Raw genomic sequence first — 19,473 nt, 5'->3', positions numbered from 1 at the left:
GGATGCCGTCAGCCCTCGCCCGCGACGAGCGCCACCGCGTGAGAGCGGCTCCGCGCGCCGAGCTTGGCGAGGACGTTCGAGACATGCGTCTTGACCGTCGTCACCGAGATGCCCAGCTCCTCCGAGATCTGACGGTTGGAGCGTCCGCCGCGCATCCGGTCGAGCACCTCGCGCTCGCGCTCGGTGAGCAGCTCGAGCTGGGCGGCCTGCGCACGCGGGATCCCCGTCTCGGCAGCAGGGCCGCGAGGGATCAGTGCCAGCGCACGCCGCGTGACACGTGGGTCGAGCACGCCGTCGCCGGCGGCGACGCTGCGCACGGCCGCGACGAGGGTCGCGGCATCCGTCGTCTTCAGCAGGAATCCCGCTGCCCCGGAACGCAGCGCGCCTTCCACGAGGTCGTCCTCGTCGAAGCTCGTCAGCACGAGCACGGCGGCCGATCCGGCCCGGACGATGTCGCGGGTGGCCGACACGCCGTCGACGCCCGGCATGCGCAGGTCCATCAGCACGACGTCGGGGCGCAGGGCGGCGGCGTTGCGCACCGCGACGCCGCCGTCGGCGGCCTCCCCCACGACGTCGATGCCGTGGGCCTCCAGCATGATCCGCAGCGCCTCGCGGATGGCACCGTGGTCGTCGGCGAGGAGCACACGCGGCGCCGCGGTCATGCCGTGACCTCCACGGGGATCCTCGCGTGCACCGACCAGCCCGCGAGCGTCGGGCCTGCGTCCAGGCGCCCGCCGAGCGCGCGTGCCCGCTCGCGCAGGAGCTCCAGCCCCCACCCGCTTCCCGGGAGCAGGGGCCGCGTGACGGCGGCGCCGCCGCGCGAATCGACGCGCACCACGACGTCGCCGGCGTCGTCGGTGTCGAGGACGACCGCGACCTCGGATCCGGCGGCGTGACGGACGCAGTTCGCGAGCGACTCCTGCACGATGCGCGTCACGGCCTGGTCGATCGGCGACGGGATGCCGGAGGGCAGCGCATCGTCGAGGGTCACCGTCAGCCCGTTCCGGCGCGCGTCGTCGACGAGCGCGGGCAGGTCGCCGCGGCGGGGCGCGGCGACCACGGCGTCGCCGGTGCGCAGCACCGAGATCATCGACCGCAGCGCCCGGTGCGCCTCGAGGCTGGAGTCGCGGACCGCACGCAGAGCCGCGCGGTCCGCGCCCGGCGCGCCGTCCACCGACAGCGCCGCCTCCGAGCGGATCGCGATCGCCGAGACATCACCGGCGACCAGGTCGTGCAGCTCGCGGGCCATCTGCTCGCGTTCGCTGCGCACGGCCGCGGCCCGGTCGCGTTCGGCCAGGCGCTCGGCATCCTCCGCCCGCTCGCGATGCAGCGCCACCAGTTCGTGGGCCTGCGCGACCGACGTCGCGTACCAGTAGTCCATGCCGGCCAGGGCTCCGAGCTGCAGGACGACCAGCAGGGCCACCCGGGCATCGTCCACCGCGGCGAAGGCCGCGATCCCGAACCCGGCGACGGCGACCGCGATGCCGATGAGGATGCGCCGGCGCCCCGCGGCGGTGGCCGCGACCGTGGCGGCATAGAGCAGGTCGAGCACGACGACGAGGGTGACGATGCCGCCGACCGTCATGAGGTCGATCACGAGCAGCACGAAGGACACGCCCAGCAGCACGAGCGGGGCGCGGGTGCGCCACGGCACCAGTGCGCACGCCGGCAGCGCCGTCGCGAGCGACCACCACGGCGACACCGGGGCGGGCAGGATCGAGAACGACGTCCACAGTCCGACCATGCCGAGAGCGGCGAGCGCGATCGCGAACAGCGCGAAGCCGATCGCATCGGCGAGCGGACGGTGGGCCCGCACCCAGCCGAGGACGCCTCCTCCACCGGGTCGCCGCGCCACGACGCGGTCCTCGGCATCACGGCGCGGGCTCCCGGCCGGGGCCTGCTGCACGGTTCCGCTCACCGTCTCATGCAATCACGCGTCGGGCGCGGCGGCCTCCGCCCAAAGGAGGAGGTGCGCTCGCACGCCTCGTCCTTCCGCCCGATCCGCTCCCGCGTCCGCGCGGCGAAGCTGGCGGCATGGACATGATCGCGGACGCCCCACTCGCCGGCACGCTCGGGGTCCTCGCCCTCGTCGACAGCTTGAGCGTGGGCACGCTCCTCATCCCGGTGTTCCTGCTCCTCGCGCCGGGCAGGGTGCGCGCGGGCAGGGTGCTGCTGTACCTGGTGACGCTCGCGGTCTTCTACCTCGCCGTGGGGATGCTCTTCACGCTGGGACTGGTCAACCTCGTCGACGTCGCGCAGGAGGTGCTCACGTCGCCCGGCGGTCAGGTCGCCCGGCTCGCGGTGGGCGCGGCGCTCCTCGCGGGCTCGTTCTTCGTCGGGCGCGCACCGGCCGATGCCGCGTCCGGCGCTCTCGGGCCCGCCGGGTCAGGTCGCTCCGGCCCGGCCGACGCGGGCGCCCCGAGCCCTCAGGTCACCCCGCGCCTGACGCCGCCCGATGCGGCGGCTGTCGGCACCTCGACCGATCCCGCTGCGCCGGCGACGGCATCCCGCCTCACCCGGTGGCGCGACCGCCTGCTCGCCCCCGGCTCATCCGGCACCGCGGTCGTGGCCGTCGCGCTCGGAGCCGGGCTCGTCGAGGTCGCCACGATGCTGCCGTACCTCGTCGCCATGGGCATGCTCGCCGAGGCTCCGCTCGACATGCCGGTCCGCTTCGCCGCGCTGGCCGGGTACTGCGCCGTGATGATCCTTCCGGCGATCGTGCTCCTGGTGCTGCGCATCGTCGCCGCACCGCTCGTCGAGCGCCCGCTCGCGCGCCTCGCGGCGTGGATGGAGCGCACCGGACGGGAGAACACCGCGTGGATCGTCGGCATCGTCGGGTTCCTGATCGCCCGCGCCGCGGCGAGCGAACTCGGCCTGCTGGACTGGCTCGGCTGAACCGCTCGGCGCGGTTCCGCACCCGACGGCGGCAGGCCTCAGAGGCGGTCGGCCACCGTGGCCGCGACCGTCAGCCATGCATCGCGCGTCTCGGGCGACAGGGCGTCGAAGTCGATGGGTCCGCCGTCGACGAGCGAGGGGTCGAACGGTGCGTTGACGACCGCGGACGTCACCTGCTCGAAGTGCTGCGAGAGGCGCGACTCGAGGCGGCGGTCGGGACGCGACGACGGCGCGGTCAGCACCGTCACGGCCTCGTCGATCTTCGCGCCGAAGCCCTTCTCGCGCAGTCCGTCCAGCAGCCACGCCGCGCTGGCGGCGGTGTCCTCGCGCACGGTCGAGACGATCACGAGCTGGTCGGCGGCGGCGACGGCGGCCACCCAGTTCGAGGCTCGCATGTTGTTGCCGGTGTCGACGATCATGAGCCGGTAGTACCGGCGCAGCAGATCGTGCAGGCGATCGAACGCGGCGGAGTCGATCGTGGAGGATGCCGCGGCATCCTCGTCCGACGCCAGCACGTCGAATCGGGCGTCGACCTGCGTGCGCACGAAGGTGTCGAGGGCCGCCAGGCTCGAACCGGGCAGGTTCGAGAACTCGTCGAGGTGTTCCAGCAGGTCCACGGCGGTGCGGTGGTGCGGTGCGTTCTGCGCCCGCCAGCCGAGCGTGCCGCGCGTCTCGTTGTTGTCCCACGCCAGGGTCGCACCGCCGCGCAGGGTGCCGAACGTCGCGGCCAGCAGGAGGGTGCTCGTCGTCTTGTGGGCGCCGCCCTTCGGGTTGAGCACGACGATCGTGCGGGGAGCGTCGAGACGACGCTGCACGCGCTTCTCGCGGTCCAGGCGCGAACGCTCGGTGCGGCCGGGAGCGGGAGAGATGAGCCCGCCGGTGGCGCGGCGAACGACGGCCTGCCACCCTTCGGTCGCCCGCATCCGGCTGGCGCCGTTGCGCGAGTCGAGCAGGTCCTGGACCGTGGGGCGGGCCTCCTGCGCAGGAGCGGGCGGCGCGGTGGCAGGCGACAGGGCGGCCGCGGCCGCCGACACCGGCGTCGGTGCGGTGACGGGTGTCGTCCCGGTCGGAGCCGACACCGGGGCGGTGGCGCCGGTGTCGTCCATCATGACCTCCGCGGACTCGAGCTCCTCGGCGAAGGTGCCGTCCGGGTGGACGACGAGCGGCCACCGGGACGAGCCCTCGACGAGCGTGGCGTGAGCGGGTTCTCCGGCGGACGCGGCGAGCTGGCGGATCTCCTCCACGACACGGTCGCGCAGGGCGAGGCTGTCGGGGGCGACGACCTCCGCCACGTCGCTGCCGACGTGGAGCTCGGCGACCGTGCTGGACAGGATGTGCACTGTCGCGTCGGGCTGACGTGAGTTCATGGTTCTTCTCCGGGCGATGCGGCGTGTGAGCCGGGGTCTGGGGGCCCGCACCACTGGGCGGGCGGTGACGGGCGCATCGACCCGTCCGGATCGCAGCGTCGACCGTCGTCGCTGATGCGACACGGAGAATCACGCTATCCGACGAGCCTGCGGGCAAGCTGAGGCGCGCTCACCGGCGAGCGGGCGCGCGACCGCCACGGAGGCACCCCGGGCTAGGCTCGTCGGGTGCGTCTCGTCATCGCCCGCTGCTCCGTCGATTACACCGGGCGGCTCAACGCCCACCTGCCTCTTGCCACCCGCCTGCTGGTGCACAAGGGCGACGGCTCGCTGCTGGTGCACTCCGACGGCGGTTCGTACAAGCCGCTCAACTGGATGAGCCCGCCCTGCCGGCTCGACGTCGAGGAGCCCGACGAGGAGTCTGCGTCCGCGGGCGTGCTCGAGCACTGGCGCGTGACGCATGCCAAGACCGGCGATGCGCTCCTCGTGCGCATCTACGAGGTGCTGCACGATTCGTCGCACGAGCTCGGCATCGACCCGGGGCTGCAGAAGGACGGCGTCGAGGCCGACCTGCAGCGACTGCTCGCCGAGCAGGTCGACGTCATCGGCGAGAACCTGACGCTGGTGCGCCGCGAGTTCCCGACCGCGATCGGCCCTGTGGACCTGCTGCTGCGCGACCCCGCGGGCGGCACGATCGCCGTCGAGGTGAAGCGCCGGGGCGACATCGACGGCGTCGAGCAGCTCACCCGCTACCTCGAGCTGCTCGGCCGCGATCCGCATCTCGCGCCGGTGACGGGCGTGTTCGCCGCGCAGGAGATCAAGCCGCAGGCCAAGGTGCTGGCGGCGGACCGCGGCATCCGCTGCGTCACCCTCGACTACGAGGGCATGAAGGGCATCGAGTCCGGGGCGCCCCGCCTGTTCTGATCTCCCGGCCCGGCTCGTCCTAGGCTGGTGCCCATGCCGAGCCGATCTGCGTGGACCTGTGTGCTGTGGGACGTCGACGGGACCATCGTCGATGCCTCCGACGGCATCCTGCGCCGCCTCACGATCGCCCTCGAGCACTTCGGCAAGCGCCCGCCCACCCGCGCTGAACTGGTGCACTGGATCGGCCCGCCGATGTACCAGTCGTTCCAGACGAACGTGGGCATGACGCCCGAGGAGTCCGCCGAGGCCGTCTCGTTCTACCGCACGCTCGGCAAGGCCGACGGCTACACGACCGGCGCGAAGCTGTTCCCCGGAGTCGCCGAGCTGATCACGGATGTCGCCGCCGCCGGCATCCCGCAGGCCACCGCGAGCTCGAAGCCCGAGGTGCAGGTGGTCGCCCTCATGGACCACTTCGACCTGTCGCCCTCGCTCACGGCCATCGTCGGCGCGACGGCGGACGAGAAGACGTTGAGCGCCAAGTCCGACATCGTGGCCGAGGCTCTGCGGCGCCTGGACGCGGCGGGTGTCGACACCAGTCGGCCGGTGCTGGTCGGCGACCGGCATCACGATGTCGAAGGCGGCGCCGAGCAGGGTGTGCCGGTGATCTTCGTCCGCTGGGGCTTCAGCTGGCCGCACGAGGCGGAGGGCGCGCAGGCGGTCGTCGACGACGTCGACCAGCTGCGCGCGCTGCTGCTGTTCGGCGAGACCGCGGACGAGGTCGCGACCACCGCCGCGGGAGTCGCCGATGCCTGAGCTCGCCGCGGCGATCCTGGAGTGGCTGGTGCCGGCCCTGGTCGTGTTCGGCGTGGCGGCGATCGCGGCCGCCGTCATCGCCTGGGGCGTGCGCCGCGCCCGGCGGTCGCCGCGAGCACGCCGGGCGGCCGAACAGGCGCGTGCCCATGCGGGCGCCGCGCTCGTGCGCCTGGACGACGAGGTCGGCGAGCTCGACCTCGAGGTCGGGCTCTCCGGCGCGCTGTACGGCGGCGACGCCCCCGCGTCGCTGCGGCGGGCGCGCCTGACCGCGCAGCACGTGCGCGACGAGGCGTTCGAGCAGTACCGCGAGATCAGCGATCCGAGCGCCACCCCCGACGAGATCAAGCGCGTCTCGGCGCGCATCGAGCGGCGCGCCGGCGAGGCCCTCGCCGCGGTCGCCGCCGCCCGCACCGAGCACGGCGCGTGGGTGCGCGCGAACGTGTCGGCCGCGGGGCAGATCGACGCCGCCCGTCGCCGGCTCGCCGACCTGCGGGCGTCGATGGGGGATCCCGCCGCGCTCGTGGCTGAGCTGTCGTCGCGCTTCGCCGAGGACGAATGGCAGGATGCCTCCCGCGCGGCGCACGGCGCCGTGTCGGAGGTCGCCGCCGCCCAGCGTCACATCGACGAGGCCGCCGCGCACGCTGCCGACCCGTCGCTGAGCGCGCTGCCCGACCTCGCCGCCGCGGAGCGGGCGCTGCGGCGAGCGGAGACCGACGCGCGCAACCTCGAAGAGAGCCACCGCCTGGTGCTGCAGGCGTCGCAGGCGGTGGCCGACGAGATCGCCGCGGCCCGCACCGCGCTGCGGCAGGCGGCCGTCACGCGCGAACACCTCGGTGCCGTCGACGCGGAACGGCTCGGCGCCGAACTGCGGGCGGTGGCCGACGAACTGGATCGGATCGAACCGGATGCCGCGCGCCGCCCGACTCGCACGGTCGACGCCGTCGCACGCCTGCGCGGGCGCCTCGACCTCGCGCTGGGCGACGCCCGCACCGCGCAGCAGCGACTGCGCGGTGCCCGCACGGCCCTGCCGGGGACCCTCGCCGCCGCGCGCGGCGCGATCGCGCAGGCCGAGGCATCCGTCTCCCACTCCCGCGCCGGGATCGACGCGCGATCGCGCCTGCTGTCGGCGCAGAACGAGCTCGCACAGGCGCGGCAGGCGCCCGACCCCGTCGCCGCTCTCGATGCCGCGCGCCGCGCGATGAGGGATGCCGAGGACGCCAAGGCCCTCGCCGACTACGCCCGCCTGGCGCAGCCCTGACCGCGCACCCCTCTCGCTATCGTGAACGCATGAGCGACGGGGCGACTCACCGACCGAACCGCGTGCTGGCGGTCGCTGCCAGGATTCCGGCGACGCTCGCGATGATCGGGCTGATCCTCGCGGCCGGCGTGGTGTGGCAGGGGCTGTGGCGGCCGTTCCAGGACTCGGACCTGTTCGATGTCGTCGCGTACGGGCTGCCCGCGTTCGAGGCCGGCCGCTGGTGGACGCCGGTCACCGGCACGTTCTTCGTGGCCGAGCCATGGGTGTACCTCTTCACCATCGGCGGTTTCGTGGGCATGGCGTATCTCGAGTGGCGCCGCGGCTCGCGGGTCGCCCTCGCCTACTACTGGGTCGGGCAGCTGTTCGCCGTGTTCGCGACCGCGCTGGTGCTCTGGCTGTGCGCGATGCTCCCCTGGCCGTGGGCGCAGACTCAGGCGGCGGCGCTGGATGTGGGCGCCTCGGGCGGCACCATGGCGTGCATCGCGGCGGCGGTCGGCCTGCTGCGGTCGCCGTGGCGCGTGCGCGCCTGGCTGGTGCTGCTGGGCTTCGTCTTCATCGCGGTGCTGTTCTGGGGAACCCTCGCCGACGTCGAGCATCTGCTCGCCGTGCTGCTCGTCCTCTTCGTCGACCGCTCGCTGCGCATCCAGCGCACCACGATCCGCGAACAGCGGCTGATCGCCTTCATCGCCGTGCTGCTGCTGGGCGCGATCGAGGTGATCACGGCGCTGGTGCCGACCGACGGACTCTTCGGCCCCACGCAGCCCGCGTCGGGCGGGTTGGTCGACTTCGCGGTCGACGTGGTGGTGATCCTCCTCGTCGCGAACGGCCTGCGACGCGGTCGCCGCTGGGCGTGGGTGGTCGCCGTCATCCTCGCGGTGATCAACGTGCTCACCGCCCTGCTCGTCGTCGGCCTCATCGTCCTGGTGACCGAGGCGAAGCTGGAGGCCACGATCGACGGCGAGACCGAGCTGGCGCTGGCCAGCGGCGCGATGTGGCTGCTGATGCTCGTCTACCTGGTGTGGGTCAGGCGCGCGTTCCGTGCGCGGCGGAAGTCGCGCATCGGCGCGCAGCCCGCGCCCGAGGTCGCCGACGTGAAAGACATGCTCCACGCCGACGGCGGCGGCACGCTGTCGTGGATGACGACGTGGGAGGGCAACAGCTACGCGCGCACCGCCGACGGCATCGTCGCGTACCAGCGGCGCGCGGGGGTCGCACTGGCCCTCGCCGACCCGTTGGGTCCCGCGGCGACGCGCGCGACAACCGTTCACGAGTTCATCGCCAGCGCAGAACGCGCGGGCCTGGTCCCCTGCTTCTTCAGCGCCGACGAGGCGACCCGCGCCGCGGTGCCGTCGTCGTGGCGGAGCCTCGTCGTCGCCGACGACACGATCGTCGACCTGCCGGGCCTGGAGTTCACCGGCAAGCGCTGGAACTCGGTGCGCTCGTCGCTGAACCGCGCCGGCCGCGAGGACATGACCTTCCGCATGACCCATCTGAAGGACGAGTCCTGGGGCGTGCAGCAGCAGCTGCGGGCGATCTCGGAGATGTGGGTCGGCGACAAGGGCCTTCCCGAGATGGGCTTCACGCTCGGCACCCTGGTCGAGGCCGAAGACCCGGAGGTCCGGCTCGCACTGGCCATCGCCCCCAACGGCGACGTCGACGGGTTCCTGTCGTGGCTGCCGGTGTACGGCGGGGGGAACACGATCCGCGGGTGGACGCTCGATCTCATGCGCCGCCGTGACGGCGGCTTCGGTCCGGTGATGGAGTACCTGATCGGCTCGTCGGCCCGACTGTTCTCCGACGAGGGCGCCGAGATCATGTCACTGTCGGGGGCGCCTCTCGCCCACGACTACCCGCCGGATGCCGGCATGATCGCGGCGCTGAGCGACAAGCTCGCCGACGCGCTGGAACCCGTCTACGGCTTCCGGTCTCTGCACCGCTTCAAGGAGAAGTTCCACCCGCGGTACGAGACGATGTACCTGCTCTACCGCGACGAGAGCGACCTGACCCGCATCGGCGGCGCGCTCACGCGCGCGTTCCTGCCCGACGCGACTCTGCGTCAGTTCGCCGGTGCGGGCCTGGAGCTGGTCCGCGGCGACCGCGATTGATCACCGCCTGCTCGATCGTAGGCACCGCAAAGCCGCGGCATCCGCCTCGGCGGAGATGGATGCCGCGGCCCACTGATCGCCGAAGCGATCAGTCCGCTCGACTCAGAGCGGGCGGATGTTCTCGGCCTGGAGGCCCTTGGGTCCCTGCGCGATCTCGAACTCGACGCGCTGGTTCTCCTCGAGGGAGCGGTAGCCGCTCGACTCGATGGCGCTGTAGTGCGCGAAGACGTCTGCGCCGCCCTCATCGGGGGCGATGAAACCGAATCCCTTTTCCGAGTTGAACCACTTGACGGTGCCCTGCGTGCTCATTACTTGCCGTTCTTCTGTGATCTCGTCGCTTTTGCGGCGAGTCACTCCAACGTAGTGAACAAGGGCGCGCGCGGCGAGACCCTCTTCGGAAGGTGACAGAAATGTTGCACTGCGCTCGGGTAAGGCGCGGCGGCCCCATCGTACGCCCGGGCTGAGCGGTGCTCGAAGCCCGGGCGTCGACGGATCCCCCCGGATAGGCCACGCCGTAGCGTGGACATCAACATCGTACCGATATATCAACGCAAGAGCGAGGTCGGGGTGCCGCGGAATCACGGGGCTGACGCAGGCATGCAGGTGGTTTCGCACAGGGTCCATGCAGATGAATCCTCCGGCGTACACTGGTGCCACTCATGACTGCTCCCTTCGCTCCGCTCGTGCCGCGCGGCGCCTTCCTCGGCGACGAGGTGTACGCCCATCTGGGCGAGGCGATCCTCGACGGCCGGCTCGCTCCGGGCGAGCGGCTGCGCGACCAGGAGCTCGCAGAGTGGCTGGGCGTCTCCCGCACGCCCGTGCGTGAGGCGCTGCAGAGACTCGAGCGCGCGGGGCTGGTCGAAGTCTCGCCCCACCGCTACACGCGGGTGTCCGAGCCCAACGACAAGGCCGAGGCCGACACCTTCGAACTCGTCGCGTACAACATGGGCATCGCGGTGCGGATGGCGACATCCCGCTGCGACGACGAGACCCTCGCCGACGCGCTCGAACGGCTCGACGTGCTGATCGCCGCATCCCGCGCCGACGACATCGAGGCGCTCGCACGGGCCAGCCACGCCTTCTTCACCGGCGTGACCCGGGCCAGCGACAACGTCGCGCTCATCCAGTTTATCCGCGAGTACGAGATCGCGATCCGGCGGAACCTGCACGGCTGGCGGCCGTTCATCGAGTGCCCGCTGGGGCGCACCGCCGCCTACGAGGAGTTCCGCGACGCGTTCGCAGACCGCGACGGCCAGCGCGCCGAGATGGTGCTGCGCGGCATCCACGGCTTCGTCTGAGCACGCCGCCGGCCGACCCGCCCTTCTCAGTGGGGGATGCCGTGGCTAGCGTGGGGCGCGTGAAGCACATCGAGCTGCGGGCCTTCGACGACGACGATCTCGACGCCGTCTTCGAGATGATGCGCGACCCCGAGGCGATCGCGATGGCGGCCTTCACCGCGGAGGACCCCGACGATCGGGAGGCCTTCGACGCGTGGATCGCGCGCCAGCGCACCACGGAGGACGTGCTGTGCCTGGTCGTCACCGAGAACGGAGGCTTCGCCGGCACGGCTGCCGCCTTCACGGTCGACGGCGACCGCGAGGTGAGCTTCTGGATCGCCCGTCACGCGTGGGGGCGGGGCGTCGCGACCGAGGCCCTGCGGCTGCTCGTCTCGCACGAGCCGATCCGCCCCCTGTTCGCCCGTGCTGCCGCCCACAACGCCGGCTCGATCGCCGTGCTGACGAAGGTCGGCTTCACCGAGGTGTCGCGCAACGTCGACTTCGCCCCCGGCGTCGGCCGCGAGATCGAAGAGATCGTGTTCACGCTGCCGCCGTCCCTCGACGGTGCGTGACTGTCCACGGGACTAGTGGCTGAGCTCTCCCGAGATGCCCCGGCAGATGCCGTTGGCCCTGGCCAGCTCCTCGTCGACGATGACGCCGTCCTGCATCACCGGGACGATCGACGGGTTGTCGGGCATGACGTAGCGTTGATCGGCATCCGCGACGCGTTTCCCACCCTGGAACGGACCCGGTCGGAGTTCCTGCCTCCGACCGGCTGCTTCACGTCCTGTGGCCCTCTGGCTTCGTCCGCGGGGCCAGACGGCTCAAGGGATCGCCAGAGCTTCTTCTCAGCGCCTTCCGCGGTAGGGCGCTGAGTTTCCCGGTCTCAGCCCCGAGGAGGGCGGGCGCCTGTCCACGCAACGGAAACAGCGGCTGCGGCCGACGCCCGGCGGACCGAAGCGGGTAGCGGCTCACCCGAGGCCAGGCTGGCGGCCAGCGTGCCCAGGAAGGTGTCACCCGCACCGGTGGTGTCCGTGACGAGGCTCGCAGGCACTGCGTGCACAACGTAGACACTTGCCCCTTCCACCACATGGCTGCCCCGCTCACCCAATGTCACGACGACTGATCGTGCGCCGGTGACCTCGGCCACGGCGACCGCGAGGTCGTCTGTGGTCAGGTTCGCACGGGCGGCGCAGATCTCACGCGCCTCGTGCTCATTCACGACCAAAGGATGCGCTGCGGCCAGCGTCGCTGCAGAGAGAGGGACATAGGGGCCGTCGTTGAGTACCAGGCGAACGTCGTTCTGACGGCACCATGCGGCGACTGCTTCGATGACCTCTGGAGAGACTTCGGTCTGCAGGACCACCATCGACGGGTCCGCAGCGTCAAGAGTGGCCAGCGTGGCCGGTACGGTCAGAGAGCCGTTGGCACCCGGAGCCACGGTGATCGCGTTCTCACCGTCCGCCGTCACGGTGATGAACGCAAGACCGGTGGTAGCACCGGAGATCGTGATGATCTTCGACACGTCGACGCCGTCGTAGGCGAGCTCAGCCAACTGCACGGCCGCCTCCGCGTCGTCGCCGACTGCCGCGATCAGGACGGTGTCCGCTCCCGCTCGGGCTGCGGCCGCGGCTTGGTTGGCGCCCTTGCCGCCAGACCTCCGAGCGATCCGGCTTGCCAGAACGGTCTTTCCCGGCGTCGGCCGCTCGGGGACGGAGGCGATGATGTCCGCGTTGATGGAGCCGACGACGACGACACGGTTGGTCATGTGTTCTCCCGTTGGGTTCGGGTGGTGCTCGCCCGCCGACGGGAACCCGTCGTCAGGAGCTGATGGCGTAGTGGAAGCGCACGCGGGAACCAAGCCACACCGTGCGTGAGGTCTCGACGAGCTCGCCATCGGCACGACCGATCGACCAGTCGACGAAAAGCGTTCCGTCCTCACTGGTCTGCAGCAGTGCTGCCTCGGCACGTGTCACGGTGCGTACTTCGAGGAAATGATGGGTCTCGGTGCTGGACACACCGAGGGGTTCGAGGGTCTTCGACAGCGAACCTTCGACGAGCTCGACGTCTCTCAGCAGTTCGACGGCAGGACCGGCAACCCACGAGTCGGTGATGCCTATCGGTCGCCCGTTCACCTTGTGCAGGCGCTTCAGGTGCAGCCGCGGCTGGTCCCGTTCGGCAGGTTCCAGTTCGTTTGCCAGCTCGTAGGGCTCGTTCTCGGGTGGACCTTCGGTGAGGTGAATCGACTGGGCATCCTCTCCGGCGGCGCGAAACCGGTCGCGCCACGGTGTCATCAGGCCGAAGTCGTGCTGGATCAGCGGCGGCCGGTCAGCGACGAACGTCCCGGTGCCGTGACGTCGCTCGACGTACCCGTCCTGCGCGAGGGTCGCCAGCGCCTGGCGGATCGTGATCCGGCTGATGCCGTAGATCGCCGCCAGATCCAGCTCGGTGGGCAGTTGCTCCCCGATGTCCGCAGCCTGGTCGATCAGCCCCTTGAGATCACGATGCACCTGTGCCCAGGCAGGCATCGGCGACTTGCGGTTCACCGGTGTCGCCAGTGCGGCGAGCGGATGCGTGCTGGCTGCGATGGTCATGGAGCCCTTTCAGAGCGAGTCGTATGCGGAGATTATAACCACATGACCTACTCGGGCAGATGGAACTGTACGGCGATTCGAGGTGGTGAAGCGGTGCGCTGAAACACCCATCGCCCCACCACCCCCGTCGGCGCTGGCGCGGTCGTCAGGTGACCGGCTGACCGTCGAGCTTGATGTGTGCGGCGTCCATGTTCACCGCCCCGCCACGGAACGTGGGTCGCCCCCAACGCGCGGCCGCGGCTTCGGCGACCACAGTGCCCACGACGGCGCCGGCAAGCTCGTACAGGAACGCGTCACGCGTCGTGTCCACCCCGGTGTCTGGGAAGTTGACCTGCAGCACCGTCTGACCGGCGTGCTCGAGCGCGGTGGCGAGGCGGTCGAACCGGAACCGACCCTGGGCGCCGACGAGCTGGACTGCGAGGTGCGCCTGCGGGCCGATGAAGTAGTCGACGTGTCCGCTCTCTTCGAGCGCAACGGTGCGTACCGAGATGCCGGTGGCCTCGATGAGCTTGAGCATCCAGAAGTCCGCGGCTCCGCGCAGATCCGGCAGCGACAGCAGGGAGACCCCGACCGGCGCCTGGTCCGGAAGACCGTTCACCGTGTCCTCGACGAGCGAGGCACGTTCGGTCAGCAGTTGCGCGAGCGCCGAGGTGGCACCCGTGGTGTCCTCACCGCAGACGGCGGCGACACCGAGGCCGAGCATCAGGTGGCCTGCGCAGGGGACGATCTCGTCGACCTTCAGCGACGGCACCAGCTGCACCTCGTCGGCCGCCTCAGCCAGTGGCGAGTCGGCGTTCGAGGTGATGGCGATGGTCCGCACGCCCTGCTCACGCGCCAGGCGAAGAGCCTGCACGGTGGCGCCGGACGTTCCGGAATGGGAGATGCCGACCACGGTCTCCACGGCGACCGGGAGCCGTCCCATGAAGGTGATGTCACCCGAGGAGGCGGCGCGGTGACCATACGCCTGCGCCAGCAGTGCTGACGAGAGCGAGTCGCCGGAGCCGACGAACACCGCGTTGCGGGGCGGGTCGGCGACGGTGGGCTGGATGTCGGCGGATGCCTCGAGGGCGCCGACGAGGTTGCTGAGGTTGGTCTGGTGAGTCATCTACTTTTCCTGGGTTGCGGTGACACCGTTAGGTGGTGCCGTGAGTGGTTGGGCTTCGAGGAGGGCCGCTGCCCCCCACCCGGCGAGTGCGTAACGGGCGACGGCTACGCCGAACATCGCTGCGGTGACAAGGTCGGCGCCGAGTGCGATCGCAGCCATGATGGCCGCCGCGGAGGAATCGCCGGCACCAGTGGTCTCGACGAGCTGCACATTCGCATCCCGAACGGTCCACTCGTGCATATCCCCGGCGTCGACGACGAGGATGCCTTCGCGGTCCAGCCGGGCGATGACGGGGGTCGCCAGCTCGGTGGCGATGCGCCTTGCCGCGGCGTGGGCGTCCGCATCGATGAGCGATAGCTGCACGCGGCTGGGGAGCACGATGCCACCCGCCGGCGTAACCCGTCGCAGGTAGTCGATCCCGTCCCTGTGCATCGGGACCTGATGCGGATCGATCCCGGTCGCTGTCGCCGGGGCGGCCCCTGGTCGGCGGATCGGGGCGGAGTCCAGCAGCGCATCCAACCCATCGAAGAAGCCGGGATCGGCGGGCTGCTCGGCTTCGCCCTCGTCCGAAACGGCGACGGTCGTCTCGAGCTCCACCGGCCCCGGGGAGGCGGTCTCCACGATCCGCCTCCCCTCGGCCGAGTTGAGGATCCACAGCCGGGTGGCCGTGGACGCTGGAGCGCAGTACCGGCGATCGATGTGGAGGCGGTCGAAGAGCTCAGCGAACCGTGGCTCGTCGTCCGGAAGATGCGTTGACACCCGGACGTTCACGCCATAGACGAGGCGCGCGCCGAGTGCAGCGAACAGTCCTGGCCCGCCGAGCTGCGAGAAGCTCGCGCCCTGTCCGGCGACCACCAGGTGATCGACGGACAGTCCGCCCCGCACACCGATCGTCGCCATCAGAACGACTGCAGCGCGTACTGGACCGTGCGGTCGCGGGGTCCGTCCAGCTCCAGCAGGTAGACGCCCTGGCTGTGACCGATCCCGAGTTCACCGTCGATGACCGGCAGCTGCAACGACTGCACGCCGTAGACGAGGCGCACGTGGGCGGCGGCATCCTGCGGGCCATCGTGCAGGTGCACGAAGGGACGGTCCACCGGGATCGACTGCTCGATGAACAGGCGGATGTCCTGCAGCGTGGTGCCGTCGACACCCGAGTTGAAGATGATCGTGCAGGTGGTGTGCGGGATGAAGACGTGCAGGACGCCGTTGCCGCCGGACCCGCTGACCGCCTCCCGCAGCCGCGGGGTGACGTCCACATAGCCGGTGGGGGCCGGGAATCCTTCCGCGGGCTTGGTGTTGATCGAGAAGCTTTCCCAGGTACCCGGGGTGACGCTCATGCTGTTGCCTTTCGTGTATTTCATTGGGAGGAAGGGTCTTGGCGTTGGACACGGAAGCCGTCGGCGGTGAAGGTTCCCCGTTCGACGAGGAACCCGGCACCTCCTCCGACAGTCCGTCGCGACGTTGCTGCGCGGGCGATGATCTCCCCGTCGACGGCGAGGGCGACGTGATCGCCGGCCACGGTGAGGGTCACACTCAGCGGCGTGTCCAGGGCTACCCGATAAGGAACTTCGCAAAGGACGCGGCGGTCGTCGTCGACCTGGTCGATGAGGCGCACCTTGCCGTCGGCGAACACGCCCGCGGTGTAGTTGCGGTGGCCGCGAGCTCGAGCGACCAGGCCCGCCGTCTCATGGAGCGACAGCGTGAGCGTGGAGGTCACGCTGTAGTCCTGCCAGCTGCGGCTTCCGATCGTGCTGACCCCGCCGCGCCCGGGGTGGGAGACGCAGTACGTTCCGGCGAAATCCGCTTCCCAGTTGCGTGCTGAGCTCACCCAGGGGGCCAGACCGGCGGGTTGGGTATCCCAGATCGAGGTGAGGAGGATCCCGCTCTGCTCGAACTGCGACGGGGCGCCCTCCCAGTCCACCGACTCGACGACGACCGTCGAAGCGTTCAGCCCGGACTGGATCTCGAACCCGAGCCGGAACGGAACAAGGTTTCCGACCGCGGGGATCGTCCAGGTGATGGTCTGTGCGGAGCTGACGGTGACCGGGTCGCTGTCGCGACGCGCTACGGCGTGGTCGCCGTCGTAGAGCGCGAAGAGCCTCACCATTGCGGGCGCCGCGGCGCGCAGTGCGACGGAGACGATGTCGGTCGGGTACAGCGTGGGGCTGGCGACCGTGGAGAAGTTGGTGACCTTGTCGAGCGGGTCGAGGAATGTGGGCGTCGACACCGCGACAGTCGCTCCGCCCGGAGCCTCCACCTGCAAGGCGCCACCCGACACGTTGGACAGGCGGGGTGTGGCGTGCGCGGTGTGGTGAGGGCAGGAGGTGAAGCCGTGGCGCGATCCCGGAAACGCGAAGTCGAACCGTGCGGCAGGCGTGATGGGCTCGATGCCCCGCAGTGAGCGGGCGGAGTTGATGATGCGGGTCGCCTCACGTGACGCGTCCGTGACCGATTCGCCCCCGTCGGCACTGACGACGATCGCACGGTCGGCGACCGGCTCCCGCAGCGCCGGGGGCAGCGCCTGCAGTCCGAGTCGCACCGCGTTCAGGCATCCCACGGTGCCGGCGTTGCTGTCTGTGTCGAAGCCGACCGACGAGGCCACCGCGACGGCCAATGCGAAGTCGTCTCCTGCGAGGCGCAGCGAGGCGAGCACCATGGCGGTGTTCGACAGTGCGTGGCACGGTCCGGGGTACCGCCCGTATCCGTAGTGCGTGTCCACCCAGGTCCGCACCTCGCGCCAGTTGTCGCCTTCCTGCACGTGGGCGTTGACGTCGTCGATCAGGTGCAGCAGGCGCGTGTCGGTGACATAGCGTCGGCCGGTCGCGATGAGGTCGTCGAGATCCGAGGAGATGAACGCCTGGGCCCGCATCGCCGCGAAGAACGCGGCCGCGTCGAGGGCGACGCCGTCGTGGCTGACGCTGGCGGCGGCGCGGGTGAGCTCTGCAGCCGCTGTCGGGGCGCCGGGATGCATCAGGGCGAATGCATCCGAGAAGATCTGCGCGCCGATCTGCTCAGCAAGAGTCGTCCCGTTCACCGCGATGGAACCGCTCGCCGGTGCACCCATCCCGGCCCGCAGATTCAGGTATGCGGTGTGCTCGGTGGAGCGCCCGTATCCGCCCCACCACAGGATCGTCTTGTCTTCGATGATGTAGTTCAGCCAGGTCTTGCCGACCTCGGCGGCGCCGACCGGGTCGCCGGCGAAGTCTTCGACCGCGCGGGCGAACGCTAGGGTCCCGGAGATGTCATCATCGGCGACGATCAGCGGCACACCGAGGTCGCCGCTGATGTAGCGGTCGACGAGACCGAACTGTGCGGTGATGTCCTCGTACGGCCAGCCTTCGACGGGCCGACCCAGGTACACACCGATGAGCTTCCCGACGATAGCGGCGTACACGCGCTCGGCGTACACCTGATCCAGCGGCGTCTGCGTGGTCATCCCTTCACCGCCCCGCTGGCCATGCCGTCGACGACGTACCGCTGCAACGCGATGAACACGGCGAGGATCGGGAGGATGAGGATGAGGGCGCCGGCCATCATGGTGCCGATGTCGGTGCTGAATGTTCCGTTCATCGTCAGGAACCCGAGGGTGAGCGTCTTCGTGTCTCGGTCCTGCAGGAACGTCGAGGAGATCAGGAACTCGTTCCACGCGTTCAGGCCGATGATCACTCCGACCGTGATCAGACCGGGTCGGACCATGGGCAGCAGCACCCGGGTGACCAACTGGAACGTGTTCAGCCCATCCATCAGCGCCGCCTCCTCGATCTCGATAGGCACGTTCAGGAAGAACGTCCGCATCAAGAACGTCGCGAACGGCATGTTGATGGCGGCGAGGATGACCCCGACGACGAAGACGTTGTCGGTGAGGCCCAGGCTTGCCGCGACGGAATACAGGGGGAAGATGAACAACTGGATGGGCACCGTCATCGCCATGGTGAGGTAGACCATGATGATCGGCCAGCTGCGCACCTTCTGCCCGGCCAGGACGTAGCCGGCCAGCGACGAGCAGATCAGCACCACGATGACGGTGGTCCCGGTGAGCAGGATGCTGTTGATGAAGCCTTCGGTGAACTGGCCGTAGTTCCAGGCGGTGACGAAGTTGTCCAGCGACAGGCTCTGCGGCAGCTGGAACGGGTTGCCGAGGATCTCGGTGTTGCTCTTGAAGCTGTTCAGCAGCACCAACACCAGCGGGATGAGCGCGGTGATCGCGAACACGGCCAGGACGAGGTGGCCGACAGCGGTCCGAAGGGGGTTCTTCATCGCAACAGATCCCTTCGGCTGATCCAGGTGTAGAGGACGGATGCGAGCAGTCCGAAGAAGCTCATGATCAGACCGACGGCGGCGGCTTTGCCGAACTGGAACGACGAGAACGCGAATGCGTAGGCGTACGTGCCCATGACTTCACTGGAGTGCGCGGGGCCGCCCTGGGTGAGCAGATAGACGTAGTCGAAGGCAAGGAAGGAGAAGATGACGGTCATCACACCCATCAGCAGCAGCGTGGGCCGGATGCTGGGCAGATAGACGTGGAGGAACACCTTCCACGCCCCGGCGCCATCGACGGTGGCCGCTTCCACCTGGTCAACGGGCGTCTGGCGCATCGCGCCGAGGTAGACGACGGTGAGGAATCCCCAGTAGTGCCACATGTCGACCGCGGCCGCGGCGTACAGCGAGGTGGCCTGGCTCGCGGTGGGCGGGGCGAGGCCGAGCGGGCCGAACACGCCGCCGTTGGGGTTGTAGATGATGGTCTGCCACACCATGGCATTGACCACCGGTGCGAGCACGTAGGGCATGAGGAAGATGACCTGGTAGAAGGTGCGCATCTTCTTTCGGCGCAGCAGCAGTGCTGCGGTGAGAAGGCCGATGATGACCGGGAGGGTCAGGAACAGGATCAGCCACTTGATGTTGTTCGTGAGCGACGTTGCGAACACCGGGTCGGCGAGGATGTCCTGGAAGTTCTGGATGCCGATGAACTGCGCGTCGAATCCGATTCCGTTCCAGTCCGTGAACGCGAACAGCAGGGTCAGGATGCCTGGGATGACGACGATGAAGATCGACAGCAGCAGTGCGGGCGAGACCAACAGGTAGCTGGTGAGCGTCTGCTTGCGGAAGTGGTTCACGCGGCGGGGGGAGCTGGACCGCGTCGTGCCCTTGCGGCCGACGTCGGGCGCCAGGGTGGTGGTCATGAGCGTGTCTTTCGT

At 70.1% G+C, this 19,473-nt stretch carries 19 protein-coding genes; 7 read left to right on the top strand and 12 right to left on the bottom strand.

The window, feature by feature from the left end; translation table 11 throughout:
* Positions 1-8 precede the first annotated feature (8 nt).
* Together AC1DDU_RS07445 and AC1DDU_RS07440 are read right to left on the bottom strand one after the other, a co-directional pair.
* On the bottom strand, positions 9-662 hold the full coding sequence (locus AC1DDU_RS07445; RefSeq protein WP_477432593.1) for a response regulator: 654 nt from the start codon (positions 660-662) through the stop codon (positions 9-11).
* Entirely contained in the window at positions 659-1,918 is a 1,260-nt protein-coding gene (locus tag AC1DDU_RS07440; protein ID WP_477432591.1) for a sensor histidine kinase, read from the bottom strand. The genes AC1DDU_RS07445 and AC1DDU_RS07440 overlap by 4 nt, the downstream gene beginning before the upstream one ends.
* 116 nt (positions 1,919-2,034) lie before the next feature.
* Between AC1DDU_RS07440 and AC1DDU_RS07435 the strand changes: the two genes are divergently transcribed.
* Complete coding sequence (locus tag AC1DDU_RS07435) at positions 2,035-2,895, top strand: GAP family protein (protein WP_477432589.1); 861 nt, start codon at positions 2,035-2,037, stop codon at positions 2,893-2,895.
* 38 nt (positions 2,896-2,933) lie between these two features.
* Here AC1DDU_RS07435 and AC1DDU_RS07430 read toward each other — a convergent pair whose 3' ends face one another.
* Positions 2,934-4,262 (bottom strand): MinD/ParA family ATP-binding protein, encoded by a 1,329-nt coding sequence (locus AC1DDU_RS07430; RefSeq protein ID WP_477432587.1) that lies wholly within the window; start codon positions 4,260-4,262, stop codon positions 2,934-2,936.
* A gap of 225 nt (positions 4,263-4,487) precedes the next feature.
* Here AC1DDU_RS07430 and nucS point away from each other — a divergent pair, with 225 nt between their 5' ends.
* The 4 genes from nucS to AC1DDU_RS07410 are packed head-to-tail and all read left to right on the top strand — an operon-like array spanning position 4,488 to position 9,299.
* A complete protein-coding gene (nucS, locus tag AC1DDU_RS07425; RefSeq protein WP_378809461.1) occupies positions 4,488-5,183 on the top strand; it encodes an endonuclease NucS in 696 nt (231 codons plus the stop codon).
* Between the two features lie 33 nt (positions 5,184-5,216).
* The gene (locus AC1DDU_RS07420; RefSeq protein WP_477432585.1) at positions 5,217-5,936 is read left to right on the top strand and encodes an HAD hydrolase-like protein; all 720 of its coding nucleotides are present in this window, start codon (positions 5,217-5,219) and stop codon (positions 5,934-5,936) included.
* Complete coding sequence (locus AC1DDU_RS07415; RefSeq protein WP_477432583.1) at positions 5,929-7,194, top strand: hypothetical protein; 1,266 nt, start codon at positions 5,929-5,931, stop codon at positions 7,192-7,194. Before AC1DDU_RS07420 ends, AC1DDU_RS07415 begins: the two co-directional genes overlap by 8 nt.
* A gap of 29 nt (positions 7,195-7,223) precedes the next feature.
* On the top strand, positions 7,224-9,299 hold the full coding sequence (locus AC1DDU_RS07410; RefSeq protein ID WP_477432581.1) for a bifunctional lysylphosphatidylglycerol flippase/synthetase MprF: 2,076 nt from the start codon (positions 7,224-7,226) through the stop codon (positions 9,297-9,299).
* 102 nt (positions 9,300-9,401) lie between these two features.
* Here the strand turns inward: AC1DDU_RS07410 and AC1DDU_RS07405 are convergent, their stop codons facing one another.
* Complete coding sequence (locus tag AC1DDU_RS07405) at positions 9,402-9,608, bottom strand: cold-shock protein (RefSeq protein ID WP_045302013.1); 207 nt, start codon at positions 9,606-9,608, stop codon at positions 9,402-9,404.
* A gap of 350 nt (positions 9,609-9,958) precedes the next feature.
* On the opposite strand from AC1DDU_RS07405, the gene AC1DDU_RS07400 reads away from it, so the two are divergent.
* Together AC1DDU_RS07400 and AC1DDU_RS07395 are read left to right on the top strand one after the other, a co-directional pair.
* Positions 9,959-10,597 carry a GntR family transcriptional regulator gene (locus tag AC1DDU_RS07400; protein ID WP_477432579.1) on the top strand — a complete coding sequence of 213 codons (639 nt, stop codon included), beginning with the start codon at positions 9,959-9,961 and terminating at the stop codon, positions 10,595-10,597.
* A gap of 59 nt (positions 10,598-10,656) precedes the next feature.
* Positions 10,657-11,148: a GNAT family N-acetyltransferase gene (locus tag AC1DDU_RS07395; protein ID WP_477432577.1), complete on the top strand. Its 492-nt coding sequence runs from the start codon at positions 10,657-10,659 to the stop codon at positions 11,146-11,148.
* 314 nt (positions 11,149-11,462) lie between these two features.
* On the opposite strand, the gene AC1DDU_RS07390 is transcribed toward AC1DDU_RS07395, so the two are convergent.
* The 8 genes from AC1DDU_RS07390 to AC1DDU_RS07355 form a co-directional block, all read right to left on the bottom strand.
* Positions 11,463-12,344, bottom strand: a complete 882-nt coding sequence (locus AC1DDU_RS07390) for a PfkB family carbohydrate kinase (RefSeq protein WP_477432575.1) — start codon at positions 12,342-12,344, stop codon at positions 11,463-11,465.
* A gap of 52 nt (positions 12,345-12,396) precedes the next feature.
* Positions 12,397-13,170 (bottom strand): GntR family transcriptional regulator, encoded by a 774-nt coding sequence (locus tag AC1DDU_RS07385; RefSeq protein ID WP_477432573.1) that lies wholly within the window; start codon positions 13,168-13,170, stop codon positions 12,397-12,399.
* 145 nt (positions 13,171-13,315) lie between these two features.
* Entirely contained in the window at positions 13,316-14,275 is a 960-nt protein-coding gene (locus AC1DDU_RS07380; protein ID WP_477432571.1) for an SIS domain-containing protein, read from the bottom strand.
* Positions 14,276-15,175: a PfkB family carbohydrate kinase gene (locus tag AC1DDU_RS07375; protein ID WP_477432569.1), complete on the bottom strand. Its 900-nt coding sequence runs from the start codon at positions 15,173-15,175 to the stop codon at positions 14,276-14,278.
* Positions 15,175-15,615, bottom strand: a complete 441-nt coding sequence (locus AC1DDU_RS07370; RefSeq protein WP_477432567.1) for a secondary thiamine-phosphate synthase enzyme YjbQ — start codon at positions 15,613-15,615, stop codon at positions 15,175-15,177. The genes AC1DDU_RS07375 and AC1DDU_RS07370 overlap by 1 nt, the downstream gene beginning before the upstream one ends.
* 20 nt (positions 15,616-15,635) lie before the next feature.
* Positions 15,636-17,714 carry an ADP-ribosylglycohydrolase family protein gene (locus tag AC1DDU_RS07365; protein WP_477432565.1) on the bottom strand — a complete coding sequence of 693 codons (2,079 nt, stop codon included), beginning with the start codon at positions 17,712-17,714 and terminating at the stop codon, positions 15,636-15,638.
* Complete coding sequence (locus tag AC1DDU_RS07360; RefSeq protein WP_477432563.1) at positions 17,711-18,535, bottom strand: carbohydrate ABC transporter permease; 825 nt, start codon at positions 18,533-18,535, stop codon at positions 17,711-17,713. Before AC1DDU_RS07360 ends, AC1DDU_RS07365 begins: the two co-directional genes overlap by 4 nt.
* Positions 18,532-19,458, bottom strand: a complete 927-nt coding sequence (locus AC1DDU_RS07355) for a carbohydrate ABC transporter permease (RefSeq protein WP_477432561.1) — start codon at positions 19,456-19,458, stop codon at positions 18,532-18,534. The genes AC1DDU_RS07360 and AC1DDU_RS07355 overlap by 4 nt, the downstream gene beginning before the upstream one ends.
* Positions 19,459-19,473: the final 15 nt, after the last annotated feature.

This window comes from Microbacterium sp. 05T445 (genome assembly GCF_056395865.1).
This window is presented reverse-complemented; position numbering and strand designations above follow the sequence as displayed.

What these genes read in the sequence shown, in the direction of transcription:
- AC1DDU_RS07390 (WP_477432575.1), bottom strand. Translation starts at nt 12,344, where the DNA reads ATGACCAACCGTGTCGTCGTCGTCGGCTCCATCAACGCGGACATCATC.
- AC1DDU_RS07370 (WP_477432567.1), bottom strand. Translation starts at nt 15,615, where the DNA reads ATGAGCGTCACCCCGGGTACCTGGGAAAGCTTCTCGATCAACACCAAG.
- AC1DDU_RS07435 (WP_477432589.1), top strand. Translation starts at nt 2,035, where the DNA reads ATGGACATGATCGCGGACGCCCCACTCGCCGGCACGCTCGGGGTCCTC.
- AC1DDU_RS07430 (WP_477432587.1), bottom strand. Translation starts at nt 4,262, where the DNA reads ATGAACTCACGTCAGCCCGACGCGACAGTGCACATCCTGTCCAGCACG.
- AC1DDU_RS07405 (WP_045302013.1), bottom strand. Translation starts at nt 9,608, where the DNA reads ATGAGCACGCAGGGCACCGTCAAGTGGTTCAACTCGGAAAAGGGATTC.
- AC1DDU_RS07360 (WP_477432563.1), bottom strand. Translation starts at nt 18,535, where the DNA reads ATGAAGAACCCCCTTCGGACCGCTGTCGGCCACCTCGTCCTGGCCGTG.
- AC1DDU_RS07355 (WP_477432561.1), bottom strand. Translation starts at nt 19,458, where the DNA reads ATGACCACCACCCTGGCGCCCGACGTCGGCCGCAAGGGCACGACGCGG.
- AC1DDU_RS07400 (WP_477432579.1), top strand. Translation starts at nt 9,959, where the DNA reads ATGACTGCTCCCTTCGCTCCGCTCGTGCCGCGCGGCGCCTTCCTCGGC.
- AC1DDU_RS07445 (WP_477432593.1), bottom strand. Translation starts at nt 662, where the DNA reads ATGACCGCGGCGCCGCGTGTGCTCCTCGCCGACGACCACGGTGCCATC.
- AC1DDU_RS07415 (WP_477432583.1), top strand. Translation starts at nt 5,929, where the DNA reads ATGCCTGAGCTCGCCGCGGCGATCCTGGAGTGGCTGGTGCCGGCCCTG.
- AC1DDU_RS07420 (WP_477432585.1), top strand. Translation starts at nt 5,217, where the DNA reads ATGCCGAGCCGATCTGCGTGGACCTGTGTGCTGTGGGACGTCGACGGG.
- AC1DDU_RS07385 (WP_477432573.1), bottom strand. Translation starts at nt 13,170, where the DNA reads ATGACCATCGCAGCCAGCACGCATCCGCTCGCCGCACTGGCGACACCG.
- AC1DDU_RS07365 (WP_477432565.1), bottom strand. Translation starts at nt 17,714, where the DNA reads ATGACCACGCAGACGCCGCTGGATCAGGTGTACGCCGAGCGCGTGTAC.
- AC1DDU_RS07380 (WP_477432571.1), bottom strand. Translation starts at nt 14,275, where the DNA reads ATGACTCACCAGACCAACCTCAGCAACCTCGTCGGCGCCCTCGAGGCA.
- AC1DDU_RS07410 (WP_477432581.1), top strand. Translation starts at nt 7,224, where the DNA reads ATGAGCGACGGGGCGACTCACCGACCGAACCGCGTGCTGGCGGTCGCT.
- AC1DDU_RS07375 (WP_477432569.1), bottom strand. Translation starts at nt 15,175, where the DNA reads ATGGCGACGATCGGTGTGCGGGGCGGACTGTCCGTCGATCACCTGGTG.